Source organism: Streptomyces sp. NPDC058671 (assembly GCF_042716475.1).
GTDB lineage: Bacteria > Actinomycetota > Actinomycetes > Streptomycetales > Streptomycetaceae > Streptomyces.
Genome location: NZ_JBHXSA010000010.1, coordinates 25,095 through 46,205, shown reverse-complemented (window position 1 = coordinate 46,205; position 21,111 = coordinate 25,095). Strand labels below are relative to the sequence as shown.

Below are 21,111 nucleotides of genomic sequence, written 5' to 3'. Positions count from 1 at the left end.
CGGTGGCTATCCTCGCTCTGTTGACGGAACGAGGAGGCGGCCGAGATGGAGACCACGAGTCGGGTGGAGGGCGTGCCGACGGCCCGGCGGACCGCCGAGGGCTACCTGCGCGCGCAGTTCGCCTGGTACGGCCTCGACGAGGCCTTCACCGGGCCCCGCTGGCTGATGCAGGTCGGTACGGCGGCGGACGGCAGCGTGCAGCACGGGTCGACCGGGCACGGCGACACGCCGACCATAAAGTCGGACGCGAGCGCGGCGGAGAAGGAGCGGTTCGCGGTGGTCGTGACGGTCGCGGCGAGCCCCGTACGCCGGAGCGGTGACGGGACGGGCGTCCTCGACGCCACCACCGTCGCCTCGGCGGCCTGGCTGGCCGGGTCGGGGCTGCTCGTCCACACCTGGCCCGCCTCGCTCGACCACGCGACGCGGGACAACTGGCTGGACCAGCAGACCGAGACGGCCTTCGAGCTCGCCGACGACCTCGACGGACCGGAGTGGTCGACGCTGTCGCTGCCGGTGGACGGGGTGCCGATGCCGTTCCACTACCGGGAGTCGGAGTTCGGCTGGGTCCTCGCCGGTTCCGCCGCGGGCGTCCACATCGGGGCGTACGGGCGGGGCATGAGCGCGTACGGGCTCGGGTTCTCGCAGATCAAGGATCTCGACGCGTACGCCTGACGGTACGGCGGAGGGCGCCCCCCACGGGGGCGCCCTCCGTCACGTCCGGAACCTCAGAACTTGTTGCGCGGCGTGATGCCCAGGCTCATGCCCGAGAGGCCGCGCTGGCGGCCGCCGAGCTTGCCGGCGATCGCGCGGAGCGCCGCGCCCGCCGGGGAGTCGGGGTCGGAGAGGACGACCGGCGTGCCGTCGTCGCCGCCCTCGCGGAGCCGTACGTCGATCGGGATCGAGCCGAGGACCGGGACACTCGTGCCCGTGGTCTGCGTCAGGCCGTCCGCGACCTTCTGGCCGCCGCCCGAGCCGAACACGTCGACCATCTCGTCGCAGTGCGGGCACGGCAGGCCCGCCATGTTCTCCACCACGCCGACGATCTTCTGGTGCGTCTGGACGGCGATCGAGCCGGCCCGCTCCGCGACCTCCGCCGCGGCCTGCTGCGGGGTGGTGACGACCAGGATCTCCGCGTTGGGGACCAGCTGCGCGACCGAGATCGCGATGTCGCCGGTACCCGGGGGCAGGTCGAGCAGCAGGACGTCCAGGTCCCCCCAGTACACGTCCGCGAGGAACTGCTGGAGCGCGCGGTGCAGCATCGGGCCGCGCCACACGACCGGCGCGTTGCCCGGGGTGAACATGCCGATGGAGATGACCTTCACGCCGTGCGCCGACGGCGGCATGATCATGTTCTCGACCTGGGTCGGACGCCCGTCCGCGCCCAGCATCCGCGGCACGCTGTGACCGTAGATGTCGGCGTCGACGACACCGACCTTCAGCCCGTCCGCGGCCATCGCCGCCGCCAGGTTCACGGTGACGGACGACTTGCCGACACCGCCCTTGCCGGACGCCACCGCGTACACCCGGGTCAGCGAACCGGGCTTCGCGAACGGCACCTCGCGCTCGGCGCCCGTGCCGCGCAGCGCCGCCGCCAGTTCCTTGCGCTGCTCGTCGCTCATCACGTCCAGCGAGACGTCGACGGCGGTGACGCCCTCGACCCGGGAGACGGCATCCGTCACGCGCTGCGTGATGGTGTCGCGCATCGGGCAGCCGGAGACGGTCAGGTAGACCGTGACGGCGACCCTGCCGTCCGGCTCGATCTCCACCGACTTGACCATGCCGAGCTCAGTGATCGGTTTGTTGATCTCGGGGTCGTTCACCGTCGCCAGTGCTTCGAGCACCGCGTCTTCCATAGCCATACCGACGATGGTACGGCGCCGACCACCGCCCCATGAAAGGCCTGTCAACGGTCGGGTACGTCACTTCCCCGGGTGCCGTCCGCCGGGAATAGATCCCGGCGCTCCTCCAGCTCCTTGATGAGGTCCTGGAGTTCCGACCGGATCCAGTCGCGCGTGGCGACCTCGCCGAGGCCCATGCGCAGCGCCGCGATCTCCCGGGTCAGGTACTCGGTGTCGGCGATCGACCGCTCGTTCTGCTTCCGGTCCTGTTCGAGATTGACCCGGTCCCGGTCGTCCTGCCGGTTCTGGGCGAGCAGGATCAGCGGCGCCGCGTACGAGGCCTGGAGGGACAGCGCGAGCGTCAGGAAGATGAACGGGTACTCGTCGAACTTCAGCGACGCCGGCGCGAAGATGTTCCACGCGACCCAGAGGATGATCGTCAGCGTCATCCAGACGAGGAACCGCCCCGTCCCCAGGAACCGGGCGATCCGCTCCGACATGCGCCCGAAGGCCTCGGGGTCGTACTCCGGGAGCAGCCTGGCCCGGCGCTCGCGCGGCAGGTCGAGCCGGATGCGGGGACCCGGCCGGTCCCGCTCGCGCTCCCGGTCCTGTGTGCGCTCAGCCGCCATGCCCCGCCCCCTCCTCGTGGAACTCGGTCTCCCGCCAGTCCTCCGGCAGCAGGTGGTCGAGCACGTCGTCGACGGTGACCGCGCCGAGCAGCGAACCGCCCTCGTCCACCACCGGCGCCGCGACCATGTTGTACGCGGCGAGATAGCTGGTGACGGCGGGCAGCGGGGTGTCCGGGCCGAGCGGCGGCAGATCGCTGTCCACGAGCGAGCTGACCAGCGTGAACGGCGGATCGCGCAGGAGCCGCTGGAAGTGCACCGTGCCCAGGTACTTGCCGGTCGGCGTCTCGTCCGGCGGTCGGCACACGTACACCTGCGCGGCGAGCGCCGGGGACAGGTCCTGCTGCCGGACCCGGGCGAGCGCGTCCGCGACCGTGGCGTCCGGCCGCAGCACGATCGGCTCGGTGGTCATCAGACCGCCCGCCGTGCGCTCCTCGTACGCCAGGAGCCGGCGCACGTCGGCCGCGTCGTCCGGCCGCATCAGCGTGAGGAGCCGCTCCTGGTCCTCCTCGGGCAGCTCGGACAGCAGGTCGGCCGCGTCGTCGGGGTCCATCGCCTCCAGGACGTCGGCCGCGCGCTCGTCCTTCAGCTTGCCGAGGATCTCGATCTGGTCGTCCTCCGGCAGCTCTTCGAGGACGTCGGCGAGCCGGTCGTCGTCGAGTGCCGCCGCCACCTCGGCACGACGCTTCGGGGAGAGGTGGTGCAGGGCGTTGGCGACGTCAGCGGGACGCAGCCGCTCGAAGGTGGCGACGAGGTTCTCGGCGCCCTGTCCGTGCTCCTCCAGGGAGAAGCCGGTGACGGCCGACCACTCGACGGTCAGGGTCTCGCCCTTGCGGCGCAGCGCCCCGCCCTTGCCGCGCCGGACGAAGACCTTGTCGATCTCCCAGTCGCGGCGGGCCGGCAGCTGCTGGATGGCGACGTCGAGGACGGTGACCTCCTCGCCCTCCTGTCCGCCGGGACCCACGAGCCGGACCCGCCGGTCGAGGAGTTCGCCGAGGACGAGCCGCTCGGTGGGGCGCTGCTCGAAGCGGCGCATGTTGACCACGCCGGTGGTGATGACCTGGCCGGACTGGACCCCGGTGATCCGGGTCATGGGGACGAACACCCGGCGGCGGCTGAGGACCTCCACGACCATGCCGAGCAGCCGCGGCGGCCTGCGGCCGACCCGCAGCATGGCCACCAGGTCGCTGACCCGGCCCACCTGGTCGCCGACGGGGTCGAAGACGGGGACCCCCGCGAGGTGGGAGACGAAGATCCGGGGGGCGCCTGCCGCCATGCCACGCGCCTCCTCGGTGCCGCACGATTCGAGTCAAGCCGGAGTTCTACCGGGTTCAGGCTAGCCCGCCCGGTTCCCGGCCGCCCCGGCAGTGCCCCCGTACGGCTGCCGCCGGGCGCTTCCCCGGCCCCGGGTACGCTGCGAGCTGCCGTTCCCCCGTCGGCGCCCGCACCGGACCCGGCCGTTCCGCCGGTCCGGGAACACGGTAGTCTCCCCGGCCCCGGCAGTCCCCACGGGCCACGGCCCGCCGCCCCCCCACGACACGAGAGGCAGCGCAGATGACCGCCCGTACCCCGTCATCGCGTATCCGCAGGGCTGTGACGCCCCTGGCGCTCTGCGCCGGACTGACGGTGGGACTCACGGCCTGCGCCGCCGACCCGGACGAGGGGACCAACGGGGTCGGGAAGCTCTCCGCGCCCGAGATCGAGGGCAAGGCCCGGTCCGCCGCGGACACCGCGAAGGCGGTACGGCTCGCGGGAAGCCTGGTCAGCAAGGGCGACACCTTCAAGCTGAACATGCGCCTCAAGCAGGACGGCGCCACCGGCTCGGTGACGACGAAGAACAGCACCTTCGAGCTGCTCCGGGTCGGCGAGGCGCTGTACCTGAAGGCCGACGCGGGCTTCTGGGCGCACGACGACGCCCAGGACGGCGACACGCCGACGGAGTCGGACGCCGAGGCCGCCGACAAGCTCGACGACATGTACGTGAAGGTGCCCCAGGGCGACCCCTCGTACAAGCAGCTGCGCGGCTTCACCGACATGGGCCTGCTCCTCGACGGGCTCATCGGCCTGCACGGCGAGAAGGTCAAGGGCGACCGGGACCAGATCGGCGGAATCCGTACGGTCAGGGTCAAGGGCGGCGAGGGCGGGGAGGGCGGCGCCCTCGACGTGGCCCTCGACGGCACCCCGTATCCGCTGCGGTTCGCGCGGGGCGGGGGAGCGGGCGTGGTGGTGCTCTCCGAGTGGAACCAGGACTTCCCGCTCTCCCCGCCGTCGAAGGAGGAGACCCTCGACTACGGCAAGCAGCTGCCGCGGACGTAGCCCGTCCTAGCGGCGGCGGCGCTTCAGCAGCAGCTTCGGGAGGCCGCCCGGGACCGTGTCACGGGTCGTGGCGGCCGAGGGCAGCGGAACGGCGGCCAGGGAGCCGTCCGGCAGCTCCGTGGTCGCCTCGCGCGGGTCGAGCCGCAGCACCCGGCACTCGCGCGCCCAGCGCCCCGTCATGGCCTCGCCGTCCGGCGCGTTGAGCCGCTTGCCCTTGAGCTCGGCGACCGCGGCGTCCCACTCCTCGGTGCCGGGGGCGAGCTCGCGGACGGCGGCCGTCCAGGCGACGAGCCGACCGCCCTTGTCCTTGCTGCGGACCGTCACCTCGGCCGTACCGCCGTCGAGGAGACCGGGGAGCGGCTGCTCGCCGGGGCCGTCGCCGACCACGCAGGCGGCGCCGTCGTGCCAGACGTGCCAGAGCGCGCGGGCGGGCCCGGTGCCGCGCACCCAGACGAGGCCGGACTTCTTGGTGGCCTCCTCGACGAGGGCGCCGGTGAGCAGCGTGTCGGTCATGTCCGAAGCCTAACGGCAGGCGTCCTACAGCCAGCCGTTGCGCTTGAGGGTGCGGTGGATGGTGAAGCAGACCGCGATGATGCCGGTCAGCACCATCGGGTAGCCGTACTTCCAGTGCAGCTCGGGCATGTGGTCGAAGTTCATGCCGTAGACGCCGCAGACCGCCGTGGGGACGGCGACGATCGCCGCCCAGGAGGTGATCTTGCGCATGTCCTCGTTCTGCGCGACGGTCGCCTGCGCCAGGTTGGCCTGGAGGATCGAGTTGAGGAGCTCGTCGAAGCCGACGACCTGCTCCTGGACGCGGGCGAGGTGGTCGGCGACGTCCCGGAAGTACTTCTGGATATCGGGATCGACCAGCCGCATCGGCCGCTCGCTGAGCAGCTGCATCGGCCGGAGCAGCGGCGACACGGCCCGCTTGAACTCCAGGACCTCGCGCTTCAGCTGGTAGATCCGGCCGGTGTCCGCACCGCGCGTGGCGCCCTTCGCGGCCGGCGAGAAGACGTCGATCTCCAGCTGGTCGATGTCGAGTTCGACGGCGTCGGCGACCGCGATGTAGCCGTCGACCACGTGGTCGGCGATGGCGTGCAGCACGGCGGAGGGGCCTTTGGCGAGCAGCTCGGGCTCGCCCTGGAGGCGGTGCCGGAGGTTGCGCAGGGAGCCCTGGCCGCCGTGCCGGACGGTGATGACGAAGTCGGGGCCGGTGAAGCACATGACCTCGCCGGTCTCCACGACCTCGCTGGTCGCGGTGAGTTCGGCGTGCTCCACGTAGTGGATGGTCTTGAAGACGGTGAAGAGGGTGTCGTCGTACCGCTCCAGCTTGGGCCGCTGGTGGGCGTGCACGGCGTCCTCGACGGCGAGCGGGTGCAGCCCGAACTCGGCCGCGATACCGGCGAATTCGGCCTCGGTCGGCTCGTGCAGACCGATCCAGGTGAAGCCGCCGCTCTCCCGCACCTCGCTCATCGCGCCGCGCGGGGTGAGGCACTCGCTGTCCTCGACGCGCTCCCCGTCGCGGTAGACGGCGCAGTCGACCACGGCGGTCGAGGCCGAGTGGTCGCGGGTGGGGTCGTACGAGGTGTACGTGGTGGGGGTCTTGCGCAGGGGGTGCCGCAGGCTCGGGCGGACGGCTGCGCGCAGGTCACGGATCATCGACATGGGCATGCTCCTTCACGGAGAGCCGTCGGCGACCGTGGCACAGCCCGGAATGGGGACGTGGAGTGATGTCGTCCACAAAGCGGGCGGCACCGGGGGATCGCGGTGACGGCGTTCGCTACAGACAGGCAAAGGCGAGATGCTCTTCCGTCGTGCGAGATGCCGGGGAGAGAAGTCCGTACGGCGAGGTACGGGCCGGAATCACCGGTGGGTCGTACGCACCGGGCTCGGGTGCGGGGCGGAAGAGCGGCTGGTACTGCCCGACCGACTTCGGTCCATCGCAGCCCCACCTCCTCCGGCCGGTCCCCCGTGAGGGATGACGTGTGACGAGTAGTCGGGAGTTCGGGACTCCCGACCAGCGGCCAAGACTATCAGCCGACTGAGGGTCAATCCCTGACTTTGCCCGTTCCATACGCGCTTTATGCTCAGCCCATGGGAGAAGTTCTTGCTCTGGTCGAAGCCCGGTTGCGGACGGCGCTCGGAGAACCGGACGCGCGGGCCGCGGTGACGTTCCTCGGCACGGACCGGATCGAGGTGCTCCGCTTCGTCGACGGCGACCTCGTGCGGTACGCGACCCTCGGCATGTCCGCCCAGCCGATGGCCGACCCGACCGCCGCCCTCGCCGACCCGGTGAAGGGCCCGCGCGCGGAACTCGTCCTCACGGTGCGGGGCGGCCTCGCCGAGACCGACAAGGTGCTGCGCCCGCTCGCCGTCCTCGCCGCCACCCCCCAGGTCGAGGGAGTGATCGTGGCCCCCGGCGCGTCGCTCGACGTCGGCGAGCCGCTCTGGCCGGGCGCCGCCTTCAGCTCCGTCCTCGTCGGCGAGTCGGGCGGCCTCGTCGAGGACCTGGACCTCGACGACCCGATGGACCCGGTGCGTTTCCTGCCGCTGCTCCCGATGACCCCCAACGAGGCGGCGTGGAAGCGGGTGCACGGGGCGCAGGCCCTGGAGGAACGCTGGCTGGCGCGCGGCACGGACCTGCGCGACCCCCTGCGCCGGTCCGTGGACCTGGACTGAGCGGCGGGGCCGTGGGTCCGGCGCCGGTCGCGCGGTCGCGGGGTCTGGATCGGGTGCTGGGTGCCGCGCTCGCGCGGCACCGGATCGAGCGCCGTGCGCGCGGTGGGACGGCGTGGATCGGGCGCCGGTCGGGCCCGGGGTGGCTCAGGGTGAACGGCACGGGCCGGACGGGTGATCGTCAGGTGGGCGTCCTTGACGCGCGGCCCGAGGGGTAGGACCGTTGAGCCCTATGAGGGGCGAACCCAGTTGTCCGAAGTGCGGTGGCCGGGTCAGGGCGCCCGGTCTGTTCGCCGACTCCTGGCAGTGCGACGTGCACGGCTCGGTGCATCCGCTCCAGCCGGTGATCCCGCCGAGCGTCGAGGCCCTCGGTGTCGTGGTGAACCGGTCGCAGGTGCCCGTGTGGATGCCGTGGCCCCTGCCCGTCGGCTGGCTCTTCACCGGGGTCGCGTACGCCGGTGACGACCGCAGCGGTGGACGCGCGACCGCCGTCGCCTGCTCGGGCCCCGGACCGCTCGGCGGCCTCGGTGAGCTGCTGCTCGTCGCGGAGGAGCTCGGAGTCGGCCTCGGCGCCCGGTACGCCGGCATCGACGGCCCCGATCCCGGCGCCGGCATGGCCATCGACAAGCCCCCGCAGACGAAGGTGCTCGCCGCCGGACGGCCCACCCCGCTCTGGCACGTGAAGGGCACCCCCCATGACCGCGCGGTCTTCGCGGGGGAGGCGCGGGGCCTCTGGTTGTGGGCGATCGTCTGGCCCGAGCAGTCCGGCCTGCTCATGTACGACGAACTGGTCCTGACGGACCTGCGGGACGCGGGCGCCGAGGTCGAGCTCCTTCCGTGCGGGGCGCTGACCCCGCGACTTCTCGCGTGACGGCGGACGACAGGGCGACGGACGGACGGTGACGGTGGGCGCGCGTCCGGGCCGACCGGTGGCGGGCAACCGCGGGTCCGGGCTGTCTGGCGGTGACGGCCACGACCCGGCCGTCAGATCGTGGTGGTAACGGGCGACCCGGCCCATGGCTCCGTACAGGGCGGTGCGGATCGCCCGTTATGCTGGAGCGTCCCTCGTCCGCTGCCGAGCCCCCGGAGTCCGCGTCGTGCGCATCGATCTGCACACCCACTCCACGGCGTCCGACGGCACGGACTCCCCGGCCGAGCTCGTCCGGAACGCGGCGGCGGCCGGGCTCGACGTCGTCGCGCTGACGGACCACGACACCACCCGCGGCCACGCCGAGGCGATCGAGGCGCTGCCCGAGGGGCTGACCCTCGTCACCGGGGCCGAGCTGTCCTGCCGAATGGACGGCATCGGCCTGCACATGCTCGCGTACCTCTTCGACCCCGAGGAGCCCGCGCTCCTCGCGGAGCGGGAACTCGTCCGCGACGACCGGGTGCCGCGCGCGCGGGCCATGGTCGGCAAGCTCCGGGAACTGGGCGTCCCCGTCACCTGGGAGCAGGTCGCCCGGATCGCGGGCGACGGCTCCGTGGGCCGCCCGCACGTCGCCGAGGCGCTGGTCGAGCTCGGTGTCGTACCGGACGTGTCGGGGGCGTTCACGCCCCAGTGGCTCGCCGACGGCGGCCGGGCGTACGTCGGCAAGCACGAGCTGGACCCGATCGAGGCGATCCGCCTGGTCAAGGCGGCCGAAGGGGTCACCGTCTTCGCCCACCCGCTCGCCGTCAAGCGCGGCCAGGTGCTTCCCGAGGCCTCGATAGCGCGGCTCGCCGAGGCGGGGCTCGACGGCATCGAGGTCGACCACATGGACCACGACGAGGCGACGCGCGCGCGGCTGCGCGGGCTCGCGAAGGAACTCGGTCTGCTGACCACGGGCTCCAGCGACTACCACGGCAGCCGCAAGACCTGCCGCCTCGGCGAGTACACGACCGACCCCGAGATCTACGGCGAGATCACCCGCCGTGCCGCGGGGGCCTTCCCGGTCCCCGGCGCGGGGGGAACCTCCGTCTAGGGCGGCTCCGGCGCTCATCCGCCGGACTCGCCGGTACCGGGCCGGGCGCTCCGCCCCCTTCCCGCCGTCCCACCGCTCCGGCGGCAGGCCCTGAGGCCCGCCGTCGCACGTGCGGCGGCGGGCCCGCCCACTCCGCGCATCCTCACGCGGCCGCGTACGGCTTCCTGCCCCGACGCGGCGGCGCTCGTCCTGCCCTGCCGTCGGAATCCCGGATTCCGGGGGCGGGGGCGACACTCCACCGTTCCACCTCTCCCGCTAGGCACCCCACCGTGTTCGACGTCGCCGTCTTCGGCTCGCTGTTCCTCACCCTCTTCGTGATCATGGATCCCCCCGGGATCACCCCGATCTTCCTCGCCCTCACCTCCGGCCGCGCCGCCAAGGTGCAGCGCCGGATGGCCTGGCAGGCCGTCGCCGTGGCCTTCGGCGTCATCACCGTCTTCGGCATCATGGGCCAGCAGATCCTCGCGTATCTGCACGTCTCCGTCCCCGCCCTGATGATCGCGGGCGGTCTCCTGCTGCTGCTCATCGCGCTCGACCTGCTCACCGGCAAGACCGACGAGCCCCAGCAGACCAAGGACGTGAACGTCGCCCTCGTCCCCCTGGGCATGCCCCTGCTCGCAGGCCCCGGCGCGATCGTCTCGGTCATCCTCGCCGTGCAGAACGCCGACGGCGCGGCCGCGCAGGTCTCCGTCTGGGCCGCCATCGTCGCCATGCACGTCGTGCTCTGGCTGACCATGCGGTACTCGCTGCTGATCATCCGGGTCATCAAGGACGGCGGCGTGGTCCTGGTGACCCGGCTCGCCGGCATGATGCTCTCCGCCATCGCGGTGCAGCAGATCATCAACGGCGTCACCCAGGTGATCCAGAACGCCTGAGCCGCCGGCCCGGGACGGCCCCGGACACCACTGCGCCCCCGTACGGATTCCGCGCCGGCGGAGTCCGCGCGGGGGCGCGGTGCGTGGGGTGGACCCGGCCTGTTACGAGGCCGAGGTCTCGGCGGGGCGGATCCAGATGCGCTGGCCGATCGATGCGGCCTGCTGCACGATCCGGTTGACGGAGGCGGCGTCCACGACGGTCCGGTCGACGGGCGTGCCGTCGATGTCGTCGAGTCGCAGGATTTCGAAGCGCATGGGCTTCTCCCTTCGTCTGAGTTGATCCTCCTGGTGGAGAACTGCGTTACGTACGGGTTCAACGACATGCATCCTGCAAACATTCCTTACGCTAAGGAAATTTTTCGGATGTCTAACTACTGACGGAGGGAGAGTGTGGCGGCCGAGCCCCGGGCGGCGGACAATGAGCCCGGTATGAACGACGCAGACACCCCACAGGTGACCGAGACCGACGTCCGCCTCCGCGCCCTCGACGCGCGGATCGAGCGCACCAATGAGCTCCTCCAGCGGATGCTGGCCGAGGTCGCCAAGACTCCCTCCACCCACGCCATCTTCGTCGACGCAGGTTACGTCCATGCTGCGGCCGGGTTGCTGGTGACGGGAACCGAGGACCGGCGCTCCTTCGACCTGGACGCGGAAGGCCTCATCGAGGCCTTCATCGACAAGGCCCGCACGATCTTCGCCGACAGCAGACTCCTCCGCGTCTACTGGTACGACGGGGCCAGGCGCCGCATCCACACCCCCGAGCAGCAGGCCATCGCCGAACTCCCCGACGTCAAGGTCCGCCTCGGCAACCTCAACGCCAACAACCAGCAGAAGGGCGTCGACTCCCTCATCCGCACGGACCTGGAGTCACTCGCCCGCCACCGCGCCATCAGCGACGCCGCCCTCGTCGGCGGCGACGAGGACCTCGTCTCGGCCGTCGAGGCGGCCCAGGGCTACGGGGCCCGCGTCCACCTCTGGGGCATCGAGGCCGCCGAGGGACGCAACCAGGCCGAGGCGCTGCTCTGGGAGGTCGACAGCCAGCGCACCTTCGAGCTGGACTTCTGCCGCCCGTACGTCACCCGTCGCCCCGTCACCACGTACGAGAACGAGGGCGAGCCGCCGCCCTCCCGCGAGGAGGTGCGCTTCGTCGGCGCCCAGATCGCGGCGACCTGGCTCGGCGAGCGCGGCCGGGACCGGCTCGCGGAACTCCTGCCCGCCGCGCCCTACCTGCCGGGGCCCGTCGACCAGGACCTGCTCGTCGAGGCGGAACGACTGCTCAGCCGCTCGCTGCGCGGCCACGCATCCCTCCGGCGCGCCCTGCGGGACGGCTTCTGGCAGCACCTCAAGGCGCAGTTCTGACCCCCGCGGGCGCGGCCTGCCGCTCCCAGAAGCCGGTCAGCCGGTCCGTCAGCTCACGCGGGTGCGACACATTGGGGGAGTGGCCGGCGCCCGCCACCACGGTGTGGTGCGCACCGGTGCGGGCGGCCGCCGTCGCGAGGTCCTGGACGGGCCAGACCATCTCGTCCGAGCCGTAGACGACGTGCAGGGGCGTCCGCAGCGCGGCCAGCTCCGGCGTACCGTCCCGACGGTCGAGCAGGAGCCGCCCCGCGCACGCGAGTTGGGGCGTACGGGTCCGCATCCAGCGTCGCCGCAGGAAGCCCGCCAGCTCCGGCGTGTCGTCCGTGTCCGGTTCCTCGCCCCGGCTGTCCAGCCAGCACATCGCCCGCCACACCCGCTCCTTCGGCAGCAGCGCCAGCGCGACGCGCAGCACCCGGATGCGGATCCGCTGCGGCCGGGCGACCCTGCCGGGGCCCGAGGAGAGCAGGGTGAGGGTACGGTAGGCGGCCGGGGCGAGCGACGCGGCCCCCCGGGCGACCAGGCCGCCGAACGAGTGGCCGACCAGATGCACGGGACCGTCCCCGAGGGCCGCGGCCTGCGCCACCGCGTCGAGCGCGAGGGCCCGGCGCCGATAGGCGGCCCGGCCCCGGGGGCCCGCCGACTCGTACTGACCGCGCCCGTCCACCGCCACGGCCCGGTAGCCGGCCTCGCTCAGCGGTTCGAGGACGGCCAGGAAGTCCTCCTTGCTGCCGGTGTACCCGGGCAACAGCAGCACCGTGCCGCGCGGCTCGCCCAGCGGCTCCGTGTCGAGCACGGCGAAGTCGCCGCGCGCGGTCACCAGCGACCGGGCGCGGGTGCGGGGCGGCAGCACGAGGGACCGGGGCTTGCTCATGTCTGGACTGTAACCGGAGGGGCGCGCACCGGCGCTGCCGGTGGACGCCGCTGCGGCCCGGCCCCTGGGGAGGGGCCGGGCCGCAGCGGTCAGGACGGGACGAGTCAGCTCTCCGGCTGAGCCGCCGCCTTCTTCGTGGTGCGACGGCGCGGGGCCTTCGGGGCCTCGGCCTCGACGGCCTCGGCGACCGGCTCGGCGGCGGCCTTCTTCGTCGTACGGCGACGCGTCGGCGTCTTCGGCTCGGAGGCGTCGGGAGCCTCGGCGGCGACCGCCTTCTTGGCCGCGCGGCGACGGGGAGCCTTGGGGGCCTCCTCGGCGGCCGGCGCCTCGACGGTCTCGGCGGCCGACTCCACGACGGCCTTCTTGGCCGTGCGGCGGCGGGGAGCCTTCTTCGGCTCCTCGACCGGGGCCTCGACGGCGGGGGCCTCGACGGCGGGGGCCGGGGCGGCCTCCACGACCGGAGCGGCTTCCGCCACCGGGGTGACGGCGACCGGGGAGTCGACGACGATCGTCTCGGCGGAAGCGGAGACGGCCGGCGAACCGGCGGCCTTGCGGACCACCCGGCGACGGGTCGTCTTCTTCGGCTCCTCCTCGACGACCGGCGCGGGCGCGGCCTCGACGACCGGCGTCTCGACGGGGGTGCTGACCGTCGGCGAACCGGCGGCCTTGCGCACCACACGGCGACGGCGCGGCGCGGGAACCTCGGCCGTGACCTCGGCGACGGGCGCGACGTCCTCGGTGACCACGGGGGCGGCGGGCTCGGTGACCACGGGGGCGGCGGGCGCCACGGGCTCCGCCACCACCGGGGCGGCGGTGACGGCCTCGGCGACCGGCTCCGCGGTGGTCTTCCTGGCCGTACGGCGACGGGAAGCCCTCTTCGGCTCCTCGACCGGGGCCTCGGCGACGGGGGCCGGAGCGGCCTCCACCGGAGCGGCCGACGCCGCGGCGGCGCGCAGGGCGGCCGCAGCCGTCTCGACCGTCTGGAACGACCCGGTGTCCTCGACCGGACGCGCCACGCGCGGCCGACGGCGGCGCGGAGCCGGGGTGGGCTCCTGGGCCGCGCGGGCCGGGGCGGTGGGCTTCGCGGCCTCCGGACGGGCGGCCGTGCGGCCACGACGCCGCTGGGCCTTCGGCTCGGCGGCCGGGGCCTCGGCGGCGGGCGCCTGAGTAGCGGGTGCCTGAGCGGCGGCCGCGGGCGCGGGGGCGGACGCCGGGGCGTCCTCCACCACAGGAGCGACCGATGCGACCGGGGTGACCGCGGGGGCGGGAGCGGCCGCCGTGGCGGGAGCCGACGGGGCGACGAAGGTGACCGGAGCCGACTGCGCCACGGGAGCCGCCTGCGCCACCGGAGCCGCCTGCGCCACCGGAGCCGCCTGGGCCACCGGCACGCCCTGCGTCATCGGCGCGGATCCGGGGGCGCCGACGCGGGCGCGACGGCGGCGGCGCGGGGTGCGCGGGCCGGACTCGGCCTCCGCCTCGTCCGTCACCGGCTCGACGGCCGGGGCGGCCGCCACCGGGACGTCACCGGTCTCGCCGCCGCGGGTGCGCCGGCGCTGACGCGGGGTCCGCGCGGCGCGCTCGGGGCGCTCCTCGGTCTTCTCCGGTGCCTTCGGACCGCGTCCACGGCGTCCGCCGGGCTCGCCCAGGTCCTCCAGCTCCTCCGCGCCGAGACCCGCGCGGGTCCGCTCGCCGCGGGGCAGGACGCCCTTGGTGCCCGTCGGGATGTCCAGCTCCTCGAAGAGGTGCGGGGAGCTGGAGTAGGTCTCGACCGGGTCGTGGAAGTCGAGACCGAGTGCCTTGTTGATGAGCTGCCAGCGCGGGATGTCGTCCCAGTCGACCAGCGTCACCGCCGTACCCTTCGCGCCCGCGCGGCCGGTGCGGCCGACGCGGTGGAGGAACGTCTTCTCGTCCTCGGGCGACTGGTAGTTGATGACGTGGGTGACGCCCTCGACGTCGATGCCGCGGGCGGCGACGTCGGTGCACACGAGGACGTCGACCTTGCCGTTGCGGAAGGCGCGCAGCGCCTGCTCGCGGGCGCCCTGGCCGAGGTCGCCGTGGACCGCGCCGGACGCGAAGCCGCGGCGCTCCAGCTGCTCGGCGATGTCGGCCGCCGTGCGCTTCGTACGGCAGAAGATCATCGCGAGCCCGCGGCCGTTGGCCTGCAGGATGCGGGAGACCAGCTCCGGCTTGTCCATGTTGTGCGCGCGGAACACGTGCTGCTTGATGTTGGCGACGGTCACGCCCTCGCCGTCGGGCGAGGTGGCGCGGATGTGCGTCGGCTGCGACATGTAGCGGCGGGCCAGGCCGATGACCGCGCCCGGCATGGTGGCCGAGAACAGCATGGTCTGACGCTTCGGCGGCAGCATGTTCATGATCTTCTCGACGTCGGGCAGGAAGCCCAGGTCGAGCATCTCGTCGGCCTCGTCCAGGACGAGGACCTTGATGTGGGAGAGGTCGAGCTTGCGCTGGCCGGCCAGGTCGAGCAGGCGGCCGGGGGTGCCGACGATGACGTCGACGCCCTTCTTCAGCGCCTCGACCTGGGGCTCGTAGGCCCGGCCGCCGTAGATGGCGAGCACGCGGACGTTACGCACCTTGCCGGCGGTCAGCAGGTCGTTGGTGACCTGCTGGCACAGCTCGCGGGTGGGGACGACGACGAGTGCCTGCGGGGCGTCGGTCAGCTGCTCGGGCTTCGCCCGGCCGGCCTCGACGTCGGAGGGGACGGTGACCCGCTGCAGGATCGGCAGGCCGAAACCGAGGGTCTTGCCCGTGCCGGTCTTGGCCTGGCCGATGACGTCGGTGCCGGTGAGGGCGACCGGGAGCGTCATCTCCTGGATGGGGAAGGGGTTGACGATGCCGACGGCCTCAAGGGCCTCGGCGGTCTCAGGGAGGATTCCGAGGTCTCGGAAAGTCGTAGTCAGGGTGCTGCCTCTTCTGTGAGACGCGGCGCGAGGCGAACGAAGGGGGTCGTACCGTGCCGGGACACTTCCGGTGGGATCGGGAAGATCACTGCCGGGTGACACGGGACCACTGCCGTCGCTCGAGCGTCGAACCGCTGAGGGTGACCCTTCCGCGGGGTCCGCCGGAAGGGCTGTCGGGCCGGAGCCGATCGGGCCACCGACCGGGCATCCTCATTCATGCGTCGGCCCACCGGATACGTCCGAACGTGCGAAAGCATGTCCGCATCCTCAGCAGGCGCTTTATCACTGTACCCCGGAATCGCGCATGTGTGTTGGGAGAAATGGCGATGAGGGCACGGTCACACTGACTGACCAGCGCCTTCCCCCGTGCGCGAGCGGGCTATTGTGCGGTCCATGGAGACGCCTGACAACGCCACACCCACCGGGATCGCCGCAAATGACTGGGCCACGGCATCCGCCGAGCCGCAGTACCGCGCCGCCGTGATCGACCTCCTCGGCGCCCTTGCCTACGGCGAGCTCGCGGCCTTCGAGCGGCTCGCCGAGGATGCCAAGCTGGCGCCGACCCTCGCGGACAAGGCGGAGCTGGCGAAGATGGCCTCGGCCGAGTTCCACCACTTCGAGCGGCTGCGGGACCGGCTCACCGCCGTGGACGCCGAGCCGACCTCCGCCATGGAGCCCTTCGCCAAGGCGCTCGACGACTTCCACCGCCAGACCGCGCCGTCGGACTGGCTGGAGGGCCTGGTCAAGGCGTACGTCGGCGACTCGATCGCCAGCGACTTCTACCGCGAGGTCGCGGCACGCCTCGACTCGGACACGCGGGGGCTCGTCCTCTCCGTGCTCGACGACACCGGCCACGGCAACTTCGCGGTGGCGAAGGTCCGCGCCGCGATCGACGCGGACCCGAGGGTCGGCGGACGGCTCGCGCTCTGGGCGCGCCGGCTGATGGGGGAGGCGCTCTCGCAGGCCCAGCGGGTGGTCGCCGAGCGCGACGCGCTGTCGACGATGCTGGTCGGCGGGGTGGCGGACGGCTTCGACCTCGCGGAGGTCGGCCGGATGTTCTCCCGGATCACCGAGGCGCACACCAAGCGCATGGCCGCGCTCGGCCTGGCCGCGTAACGACGGATCGGCGTACGAGGGGACGGGCGGCGCCGGTCACGCCGCGGCTGATCGGCGCAGTCGGCGGGAGGCCGGGCGGATCAGCAGCGAGAGCAGCACGGCCGCCACGGCCACCGCGCCGATCAGGGTGGCGAGGAAGTGGCCGGGGCCGAGCGCCCCGTGGGTCACGAGCGCGCCGAACACCCCGCCGAGCGTCCCGGTGGCGAGGACTCTCCCCCGGGCGGGGAGGCGGTCGGCGAGCTGCTGCACGGCGACCCATGCCAGGGCGAAACCGAGCAGGGCGGAACCGAGGGCTTCCAGGAACACTGCGGATCACCTCGCGGGTGCTGCGGGGCGGGTGTTGCGGTCGGGGACTTCCTACCCCTGCGTTCCGGAACACAATCCTCAGATACGCCCTGACGTGGACATACGGTGACGCGAAAGGCCCGGCGGACCGAGACGGTCCGCCGGGCCTTCCCCGTAGATCCTGGGTTCAGAGCGTGCCGAAACCCACCCGGCGCACGGTGGGCTCACCGAGCTCCACGTACGCGATCTTCTCGGCCGGGACGAGGACCCTGCGGCCCTTCTCGTCCGAGAGGCTGAGCAGCTGCGCCTTGCCGGCCAGCGCGTCGGCGACGGCGCGCTCCACCTCCTCGGCGGACTGCCCGCTCTCCAGAACGATCTCCCGGGGTGCGTGCTGCACGCCGATCTTGACCTCCACGGCTATGTCCCTCCGAACGGTCAGCGTTGCGCGATCTTTCCGCGCCGTACGCTGCACACATTAGCCCGGTGAGGGGACCCGTACGGTTCGGCGGGCGCACGCCAGGAGCGAACAGCCGACGGGAATGCTCAGTGGCCCTCGGCGCTCAGCTGCCCGTCCACCGGGTGGAGCGGGAAGCCGGCGATGCCGCGCCAGGCGAGCGAGGTCAGCAGGCCGACCGCCTTGTCGCGGGGGATGGCGGACTCGCTCGACAGCCAGTAGCGGGCGACGACCTGGGAGACGCCGCCGAGGCCCACGGCGAGCAGCATCGACTCGTCCTTGGAGAGCCCGGTGTCCTCGGCGATCACGTCGGAGATCGCCTCGGCGCACTGCAGGCTCACCCGGTCCACGCGCTCGCGTACGGCCGGCTCGTTCGTGAGGTCGGACTCGAAGACCAGCCGGAAGGCGCCGCCCTCGTCCTCGACGTAGGCGAAGTAGGCGTCCATCGTGGCCGCGACCCGCAGCTTGTTGTCGGTGGTGGAGGCGAGGGCCGTGCGCACCGCGAGCAGGAGGGACTCGCAGTGCTGGTCGAGGAGGGCCAGGTAGAGCTCCAGCTTCCCGGGGAAGTGCTGGTAGAGCACCGGCTTGCTGACGCCCGCGCGCTCGGCGATGTCGTCCATCGCGGCCGAGTGGTACCCCTGGGCGACGAAGACCTCCTGGGCCGCGCCGAGGAGCTGGTTCCGTCGGGCACGTCGCGGCAGGCGCGTGCCCCGAGGGCGTGCTGCCTCTGTCTGCTCGATGGCGCTCACGCGGCCTCCCACAATCGATCCGTACGCGCTGTCGCACGCGTCGCCATCGTACTTTTGGGTAACCCGGCTGTGCGCGGTGCGAACGCAGAATTTCATGGACCGGACGCCCTGGTCGACAGGCGATTCAAGATTAAACCGAACAAATCAGCGGTAGTCGTCCTCGTCCAGGGTGACCACGCGAGCCTGTTCGGACGCGTCGGCCTCGTTCGCCGAGTCACGCTCGACGTGGGTGAGCGGTTCGTCCTCGCGCGGCTGCAGTTCGGTGTGCTGTTCGGCGGCGTCGGCCTCCGGGACCTCCTCCTCCAGCACATCGACCTCCTCCTCGGTGAACGTGTCCGGCTCGGTCGGATCGACAGTCATGCGGTTCCCTCCTGCACGCGCGGGTCGCGGTCCTCTCCCTGGCCCTCTCTCCCGAGCCTAGGAGTACATGCGCCCCGCCGCACACGCACTTGTGACCGCACCCACACCGCCCGGCACGTGATCGTCTCGTAATATTGCGGCCATGTCGTCGACCGAGCTGCCGGGAACCCGGACCGCCGCCGAACCGTCCGAGCCGCGCACCACCCGCGCCGTGCGGGTCGCCGACGGCGAGGAGCTGCGCTCCGTGTCGCTGCCCGGACTCACCCTCAGCGTGCGCGCCCGGCCGGGCTCCGTGGCCGGTCTGCCGCCCGCGCTGTACGTCCACGGCCTCGGCGGCTCCTCACAGAACTGGTCCGCCCTGATGCCGCTGCTCGCGGACCTCGTGGACGGCGAGGCCGTCGACCTGCCCGGCTTCGGCGTCTCGCCGCCGCCCGACGACGGCGACTACTCGGTCACCGGCCACGCCCGCGCGGTGATCCGGCTCCTCGACTCGACGGGGCGCGGTCCGGTCCACCTCTTCGGCAACTCGCTCGGCGGCGCCGTCGCCACCCGCGTCGCCGCCGTCCGCCCCGACCTGGTCCGCACCCTCACCCTGGTCTCACCGGCCCTGCCCGACCTGCGGGCCCGGCGCACGGCCTGGCCCACCGCGCTGCTCGCGGTGCCGGGCGTCGCCTCGTTCTTCGCGAGGCTCACCAAGGACTGGACGGCCGAGCAGCGGGTCCGCGGTGTTCTCGCCCTCTGTTACGGAGACCCGGGCCGGGTCACCGACGAGGGCCTCCAGCACGCGGTCGAGGAGATGGAGCGGCGCCTGGCGCTCCCCTACTTCTGGGACGCGATGGCCCGCTCCTCGCGCGGAATCGTCGACGCGTATACGCTCGGCGGCCAGCACGGGCTGTGGCGGCAGGCCGAGCGGGTCCTCGCGCCCACGCTCCTGGTCTACGGCGCGCGCGACCAGCTCGTCTCGTTCCGTACGGCCCGGAAGGCGGCGGCCGCCTTCCACGGCTCGCGCCTCCTCACCCTTCCCGAGGCGGGGCACGTGGCGATGATGGAGTACCCCGAGACGGTCGCCCAGGCCGCCCGGGACCTGATCGTCGATCACGGCGGGAGCTGATCCGGGGCGTGGGACGACATAGTCGCAAGGGCTCAGCGCCCTCGGTGGCGGACACCGGTCAGCAGACGGCGGCCGGTCGGGCACCGGCGACGCCGGGAACGCCCGGAACGGCGAGCCAGGCGGCCGGGCGCGCGCCCGGTCCCGGGCGACGCCGCAGGACGACGGGCGGGGGCGGCGGCCAGGAGACGGCCGGAACCCCGGCGTACGGGACGCCCGCGCACGGGACGCCTGTGTACGGCACCCCGGCGCACGGGACGCCCGTGTACGGCACGCCGGCGCACGGCACTCCCGCCCACCCGGCCCCCTCCTACGGCGGGGGGGTCCGCGACACCCCGGCCCACGGGACCCCGGGCACCCCGGCGCACGGCACGCCCGTCTTCGGGTCCACCGTGCGGGGCGGGCATCCGCAGCACGACGAGAGCTCCGCGCCGACGCCCCAGCCGTACGGCCACCGGCACGGTTCGCGCCGACGGGCCGCCGAGCCCGAAGCGGACCGTTCCCAGGCGCCGTTCATTCCCGGGCCCCGCCACGAGGACGATCCCGAGGCGGACGCGCCGACCGGCCTCGGTGGCATGGGCCGCACCCTCACCGGTGTCGCGGCCGCCGCCATCGCCACCGTCCTCGCCGTCATCGTCACCGGCCAGGTCACCGACCGGGGGAGCGCCACGGCCGCCACCCGCGCCGCCGAACAGCCGGCCGACCGGGCGGTCGACGACAGCACCGCGTCCCGTTCCGAGGAGCGGGCCGCCCCGACGCGCCCGGCACCCGTGAAGCCCCCGGCGCCGACGTACGAGCAGCTGATCGCCCGCCAGTTCCCGATCGACCCGAAATTGAAGGGCTCCGGCGAGTTCAAGGCCGTGCCGGGCCGCCAGAAGGCGCCGGGCAAGGGGCGTCTGGTCCGCTACCGGATCGACATCGAGGAAGGACTCGGCCTCGACCAGGAGCTCTTCACGGCGACCGTGTTCAAGACCCTCAACGACCCGCGCAGCTGGGCCGGCCGGGGCGCGATGACCTTCGAACGCGTCTCCAGTGGAGAGCCCGACTTCGTGCTCACGCTCGCCAGCCCCGGCACCACCGGCACCTGGTGCGCGAAGTCCGGTCTCGACACCACGATCGACAACGTGTCCTGCGACTCGGCCGCCACGGACCGCGTGATGATCAACGCCTTCCGCTGGGCCCAGGGCTCCGAGACCTTCGGCCCCAAGGCGATGCTCGCCTATCGCCAGATGCTCATCAACCACGAGGTCGGACACCGGCTCGGCCACGGCCACGTGAACTGCAGCACCCCGGGCGCGCTCGCCCCCGTGATGCAGCAGCAGACGAAGTCCCTCGACATCGGCGGCATCAAGTGCCGGGCCAACCCGTGGGTCTATCCGGGCAGTTGAGTACCGGCCGAGCACCGGGCGAGCACCGGTCGGCCGGCCCCGACCCAGGCCTGACCCTGCGTGACCGGTCCGCCGCTTAGCGCGACAGAACGCGACCGGGTCGGGAAAGTTACGTGCATTCACCCCTTCCGGTGGTGGGGGGGGGGGGGCGCCCGCCGCCCCGGCGCCGCTCGATCATCGCGGTGGCCGGGGACGGCAGCCAGGCCGAGGC

At 72.9% G+C, this 21,111-nt stretch carries 22 protein-coding genes; 10 read left to right on the top strand and 12 right to left on the bottom strand.

What is annotated here, in order from left to right:
• The first annotated feature begins 45 nt into the window (after positions 1-45).
• On the top strand, positions 46-672 hold the full coding sequence (locus tag ACFWV2_RS14805) for a hypothetical protein (protein ID WP_384405370.1): 627 nt from the start codon (positions 46-48) through the stop codon (positions 670-672).
• Positions 673-725: 53 nt separating this feature from the next.
• Here ACFWV2_RS14805 and ACFWV2_RS14800 read toward each other — a convergent pair whose 3' ends face one another.
• Genes ACFWV2_RS14800 through ACFWV2_RS14790 form a run of 3 tightly spaced genes read right to left on the bottom strand, consistent with a single transcriptional unit; the run spans position 726 to position 3,740 of the window.
• A complete protein-coding gene (locus ACFWV2_RS14800) occupies positions 726-1,859 on the bottom strand; it encodes an Mrp/NBP35 family ATP-binding protein (RefSeq protein WP_384405369.1) in 1,134 nt (377 codons plus the stop codon).
• 44 nt (positions 1,860-1,903) lie between these two features.
• Entirely contained in the window at positions 1,904-2,467 is a 564-nt protein-coding gene (locus ACFWV2_RS14795; protein WP_360785913.1) for a DUF1003 domain-containing protein, read from the bottom strand.
• Positions 2,457-3,740, bottom strand: a complete 1,284-nt coding sequence (locus ACFWV2_RS14790) for a magnesium transporter MgtE N-terminal domain-containing protein (RefSeq protein WP_360785915.1) — start codon at positions 3,738-3,740, stop codon at positions 2,457-2,459. The genes ACFWV2_RS14795 and ACFWV2_RS14790 overlap by 11 nt, the downstream gene beginning before the upstream one ends.
• A gap of 278 nt (positions 3,741-4,018) precedes the next feature.
• On the opposite strand from ACFWV2_RS14790, the gene ACFWV2_RS14785 reads away from it, so the two are divergent.
• Positions 4,019-4,780: a hypothetical protein gene (locus ACFWV2_RS14785; protein ID WP_384405368.1), complete on the top strand. Its 762-nt coding sequence runs from the start codon at positions 4,019-4,021 to the stop codon at positions 4,778-4,780.
• Positions 4,781-4,786: 6 nt separating this feature from the next.
• Here the strand turns inward: ACFWV2_RS14785 and ACFWV2_RS14780 are convergent, their stop codons facing one another.
• Both ACFWV2_RS14780 and ACFWV2_RS14775 read right to left on the bottom strand, forming a co-directional pair.
• Entirely contained in the window at positions 4,787-5,293 is a 507-nt protein-coding gene (locus ACFWV2_RS14780) for a hypothetical protein (RefSeq protein WP_360785919.1), read from the bottom strand.
• Between the two features lie 24 nt (positions 5,294-5,317).
• A complete protein-coding gene (locus tag ACFWV2_RS14775) occupies positions 5,318-6,445 on the bottom strand; it encodes a magnesium and cobalt transport protein CorA (protein ID WP_360785921.1) in 1,128 nt (375 codons plus the stop codon).
• A gap of 429 nt (positions 6,446-6,874) precedes the next feature.
• Here ACFWV2_RS14775 and ACFWV2_RS14770 point away from each other — a divergent pair, with 429 nt between their 5' ends.
• The 4 genes from ACFWV2_RS14770 to ACFWV2_RS14755 all read left to right on the top strand — a co-directional run bounded on the left by ACFWV2_RS14770 (position 6,875) and on the right by ACFWV2_RS14755 (position 10,292).
• The gene (locus tag ACFWV2_RS14770; RefSeq protein WP_384405367.1) at positions 6,875-7,459 is read left to right on the top strand and encodes a suppressor of fused domain protein; all 585 of its coding nucleotides are present in this window, start codon (positions 6,875-6,877) and stop codon (positions 7,457-7,459) included.
• A 229-nt stretch (positions 7,460-7,688) separates the two neighbouring features.
• Positions 7,689-8,327 (top strand): DUF6758 family protein, encoded by a 639-nt coding sequence (locus ACFWV2_RS14765; RefSeq protein WP_384405366.1) that lies wholly within the window; start codon positions 7,689-7,691, stop codon positions 8,325-8,327.
• Positions 8,328-8,553: 226 nt separating this feature from the next.
• Complete coding sequence (locus ACFWV2_RS14760; protein WP_384405365.1) at positions 8,554-9,417, top strand: PHP domain-containing protein; 864 nt, start codon at positions 8,554-8,556, stop codon at positions 9,415-9,417.
• Between the two features lie 269 nt (positions 9,418-9,686).
• On the top strand, positions 9,687-10,292 hold the full coding sequence (locus ACFWV2_RS14755) for a MarC family protein (RefSeq protein WP_384405364.1): 606 nt from the start codon (positions 9,687-9,689) through the stop codon (positions 10,290-10,292).
• Positions 10,293-10,394: 102 nt separating this feature from the next.
• On the opposite strand, the gene ACFWV2_RS14750 is transcribed toward ACFWV2_RS14755, so the two are convergent.
• Complete coding sequence (locus ACFWV2_RS14750) at positions 10,395-10,547, bottom strand: hypothetical protein (RefSeq protein WP_086024648.1); 153 nt, start codon at positions 10,545-10,547, stop codon at positions 10,395-10,397.
• A 174-nt stretch (positions 10,548-10,721) separates the two neighbouring features.
• Here ACFWV2_RS14750 and ACFWV2_RS14745 point away from each other — a divergent pair, with 174 nt between their 5' ends.
• Positions 10,722-11,651, top strand: coding sequence for an NYN domain-containing protein (locus tag ACFWV2_RS14745; protein ID WP_360785930.1), 930 nt, complete (start codon positions 10,722-10,724; stop codon positions 11,649-11,651).
• On the opposite strand, the gene ACFWV2_RS14740 is transcribed toward ACFWV2_RS14745, so the two are convergent.
• Together ACFWV2_RS14740 and ACFWV2_RS14735 are read right to left on the bottom strand one after the other, a co-directional pair.
• The gene (locus tag ACFWV2_RS14740; protein WP_384405363.1) at positions 11,635-12,522 is read right to left on the bottom strand and encodes an alpha/beta fold hydrolase; all 888 of its coding nucleotides are present in this window, start codon (positions 12,520-12,522) and stop codon (positions 11,635-11,637) included. The genes ACFWV2_RS14745 and ACFWV2_RS14740 overlap by 17 nt on opposite strands.
• A 104-nt stretch (positions 12,523-12,626) precedes the next feature.
• Complete coding sequence (locus ACFWV2_RS14735) at positions 12,627-15,347, bottom strand: DEAD/DEAH box helicase (protein ID WP_384405362.1); 2,721 nt, start codon at positions 15,345-15,347, stop codon at positions 12,627-12,629.
• A gap of 486 nt (positions 15,348-15,833) precedes the next feature.
• Between ACFWV2_RS14735 and ACFWV2_RS14730 the strand changes: the two genes are divergently transcribed.
• Positions 15,834-16,556, top strand: a complete 723-nt coding sequence (locus ACFWV2_RS14730; protein WP_384405361.1) for a ferritin-like fold-containing protein — start codon at positions 15,834-15,836, stop codon at positions 16,554-16,556.
• A gap of 36 nt (positions 16,557-16,592) precedes the next feature.
• Here ACFWV2_RS14730 and ACFWV2_RS14725 read toward each other — a convergent pair whose 3' ends face one another.
• From ACFWV2_RS14725 to ACFWV2_RS14710, 4 genes are all read right to left on the bottom strand, one after another.
• Positions 16,593-16,862 (bottom strand): hypothetical protein, encoded by a 270-nt coding sequence (locus tag ACFWV2_RS14725; protein WP_360785938.1) that lies wholly within the window; start codon positions 16,860-16,862, stop codon positions 16,593-16,595.
• 166 nt (positions 16,863-17,028) lie between these two features.
• Positions 17,029-17,256, bottom strand: a complete 228-nt coding sequence (locus ACFWV2_RS14720; protein ID WP_384405360.1) for a DUF3107 domain-containing protein — start codon at positions 17,254-17,256, stop codon at positions 17,029-17,031.
• A gap of 128 nt (positions 17,257-17,384) precedes the next feature.
• On the bottom strand, positions 17,385-18,044 hold the full coding sequence (locus ACFWV2_RS14715) for a TetR/AcrR family transcriptional regulator (RefSeq protein ID WP_073809023.1): 660 nt from the start codon (positions 18,042-18,044) through the stop codon (positions 17,385-17,387).
• 144 nt (positions 18,045-18,188) lie between these two features.
• Entirely contained in the window at positions 18,189-18,404 is a 216-nt protein-coding gene (locus ACFWV2_RS14710; RefSeq protein ID WP_360785940.1) for a hypothetical protein, read from the bottom strand.
• Positions 18,405-18,546: 142 nt separating this feature from the next.
• Here ACFWV2_RS14710 and ACFWV2_RS14705 point away from each other — a divergent pair, with 142 nt between their 5' ends.
• Both ACFWV2_RS14705 and ACFWV2_RS14700 read left to right on the top strand, forming a co-directional pair.
• The gene (locus tag ACFWV2_RS14705) at positions 18,547-19,515 is read left to right on the top strand and encodes an alpha/beta fold hydrolase (protein WP_384405359.1); all 969 of its coding nucleotides are present in this window, start codon (positions 18,547-18,549) and stop codon (positions 19,513-19,515) included.
• 8 nt (positions 19,516-19,523) lie between these two features.
• Complete coding sequence (locus ACFWV2_RS14700) at positions 19,524-20,900, top strand: DUF3152 domain-containing protein (RefSeq protein ID WP_384405358.1); 1,377 nt, start codon at positions 19,524-19,526, stop codon at positions 20,898-20,900.
• Positions 20,901-21,111 lie beyond the last annotated feature (211 nt).

What these genes read in the sequence shown, in the direction of transcription:
- ACFWV2_RS14805 (WP_384405370.1), top strand. Translation starts at nt 46, where the DNA reads ATGGAGACCACGAGTCGGGTGGAGGGCGTGCCGACGGCCCGGCGGACC.
- ACFWV2_RS14800 (WP_384405369.1), bottom strand. Translation starts at nt 1,859, where the DNA reads ATGGCTATGGAAGACGCGGTGCTCGAAGCACTGGCGACGGTGAACGAC.
- ACFWV2_RS14795 (WP_360785913.1), bottom strand. Translation starts at nt 2,467, where the DNA reads ATGGCGGCTGAGCGCACACAGGACCGGGAGCGCGAGCGGGACCGGCCG.
- ACFWV2_RS14790 (WP_360785915.1), bottom strand. Translation starts at nt 3,740, where the DNA reads ATGGCGGCAGGCGCCCCCCGGATCTTCGTCTCCCACCTCGCGGGGGTC.
- ACFWV2_RS14785 (WP_384405368.1), top strand. Translation starts at nt 4,019, where the DNA reads ATGACCGCCCGTACCCCGTCATCGCGTATCCGCAGGGCTGTGACGCCC.
- ACFWV2_RS14780 (WP_360785919.1), bottom strand. Translation starts at nt 5,293, where the DNA reads ATGACCGACACGCTGCTCACCGGCGCCCTCGTCGAGGAGGCCACCAAG.
- ACFWV2_RS14775 (WP_360785921.1), bottom strand. Translation starts at nt 6,445, where the DNA reads ATGTCGATGATCCGTGACCTGCGCGCAGCCGTCCGCCCGAGCCTGCGG.
- ACFWV2_RS14770 (WP_384405367.1), top strand. Translation starts at nt 6,875, where the DNA reads ATGGGAGAAGTTCTTGCTCTGGTCGAAGCCCGGTTGCGGACGGCGCTC.
- ACFWV2_RS14765 (WP_384405366.1), top strand. Translation starts at nt 7,689, where the DNA reads ATGAGGGGCGAACCCAGTTGTCCGAAGTGCGGTGGCCGGGTCAGGGCG.
- ACFWV2_RS14750 (WP_086024648.1), bottom strand. Translation starts at nt 10,547, where the DNA reads ATGCGCTTCGAAATCCTGCGACTCGACGACATCGACGGCACGCCCGTC.
- ACFWV2_RS14745 (WP_360785930.1), top strand. Translation starts at nt 10,722, where the DNA reads ATGAACGACGCAGACACCCCACAGGTGACCGAGACCGACGTCCGCCTC.
- ACFWV2_RS14740 (WP_384405363.1), bottom strand. Translation starts at nt 12,522, where the DNA reads ATGAGCAAGCCCCGGTCCCTCGTGCTGCCGCCCCGCACCCGCGCCCGG.
- ACFWV2_RS14735 (WP_384405362.1), bottom strand. Translation starts at nt 15,347, where the DNA reads ATGACGCTCCCGGTCGCCCTCACCGGCACCGACGTCATCGGCCAGGCC.
- ACFWV2_RS14730 (WP_384405361.1), top strand. Translation starts at nt 15,834, where the DNA reads ATGGAGACGCCTGACAACGCCACACCCACCGGGATCGCCGCAAATGAC.
- ACFWV2_RS14710 (WP_360785940.1), bottom strand. Translation starts at nt 18,404, where the DNA reads ATGACTGTCGATCCGACCGAGCCGGACACGTTCACCGAGGAGGAGGTC.
- ACFWV2_RS14705 (WP_384405359.1), top strand. Translation starts at nt 18,547, where the DNA reads ATGTCGTCGACCGAGCTGCCGGGAACCCGGACCGCCGCCGAACCGTCC.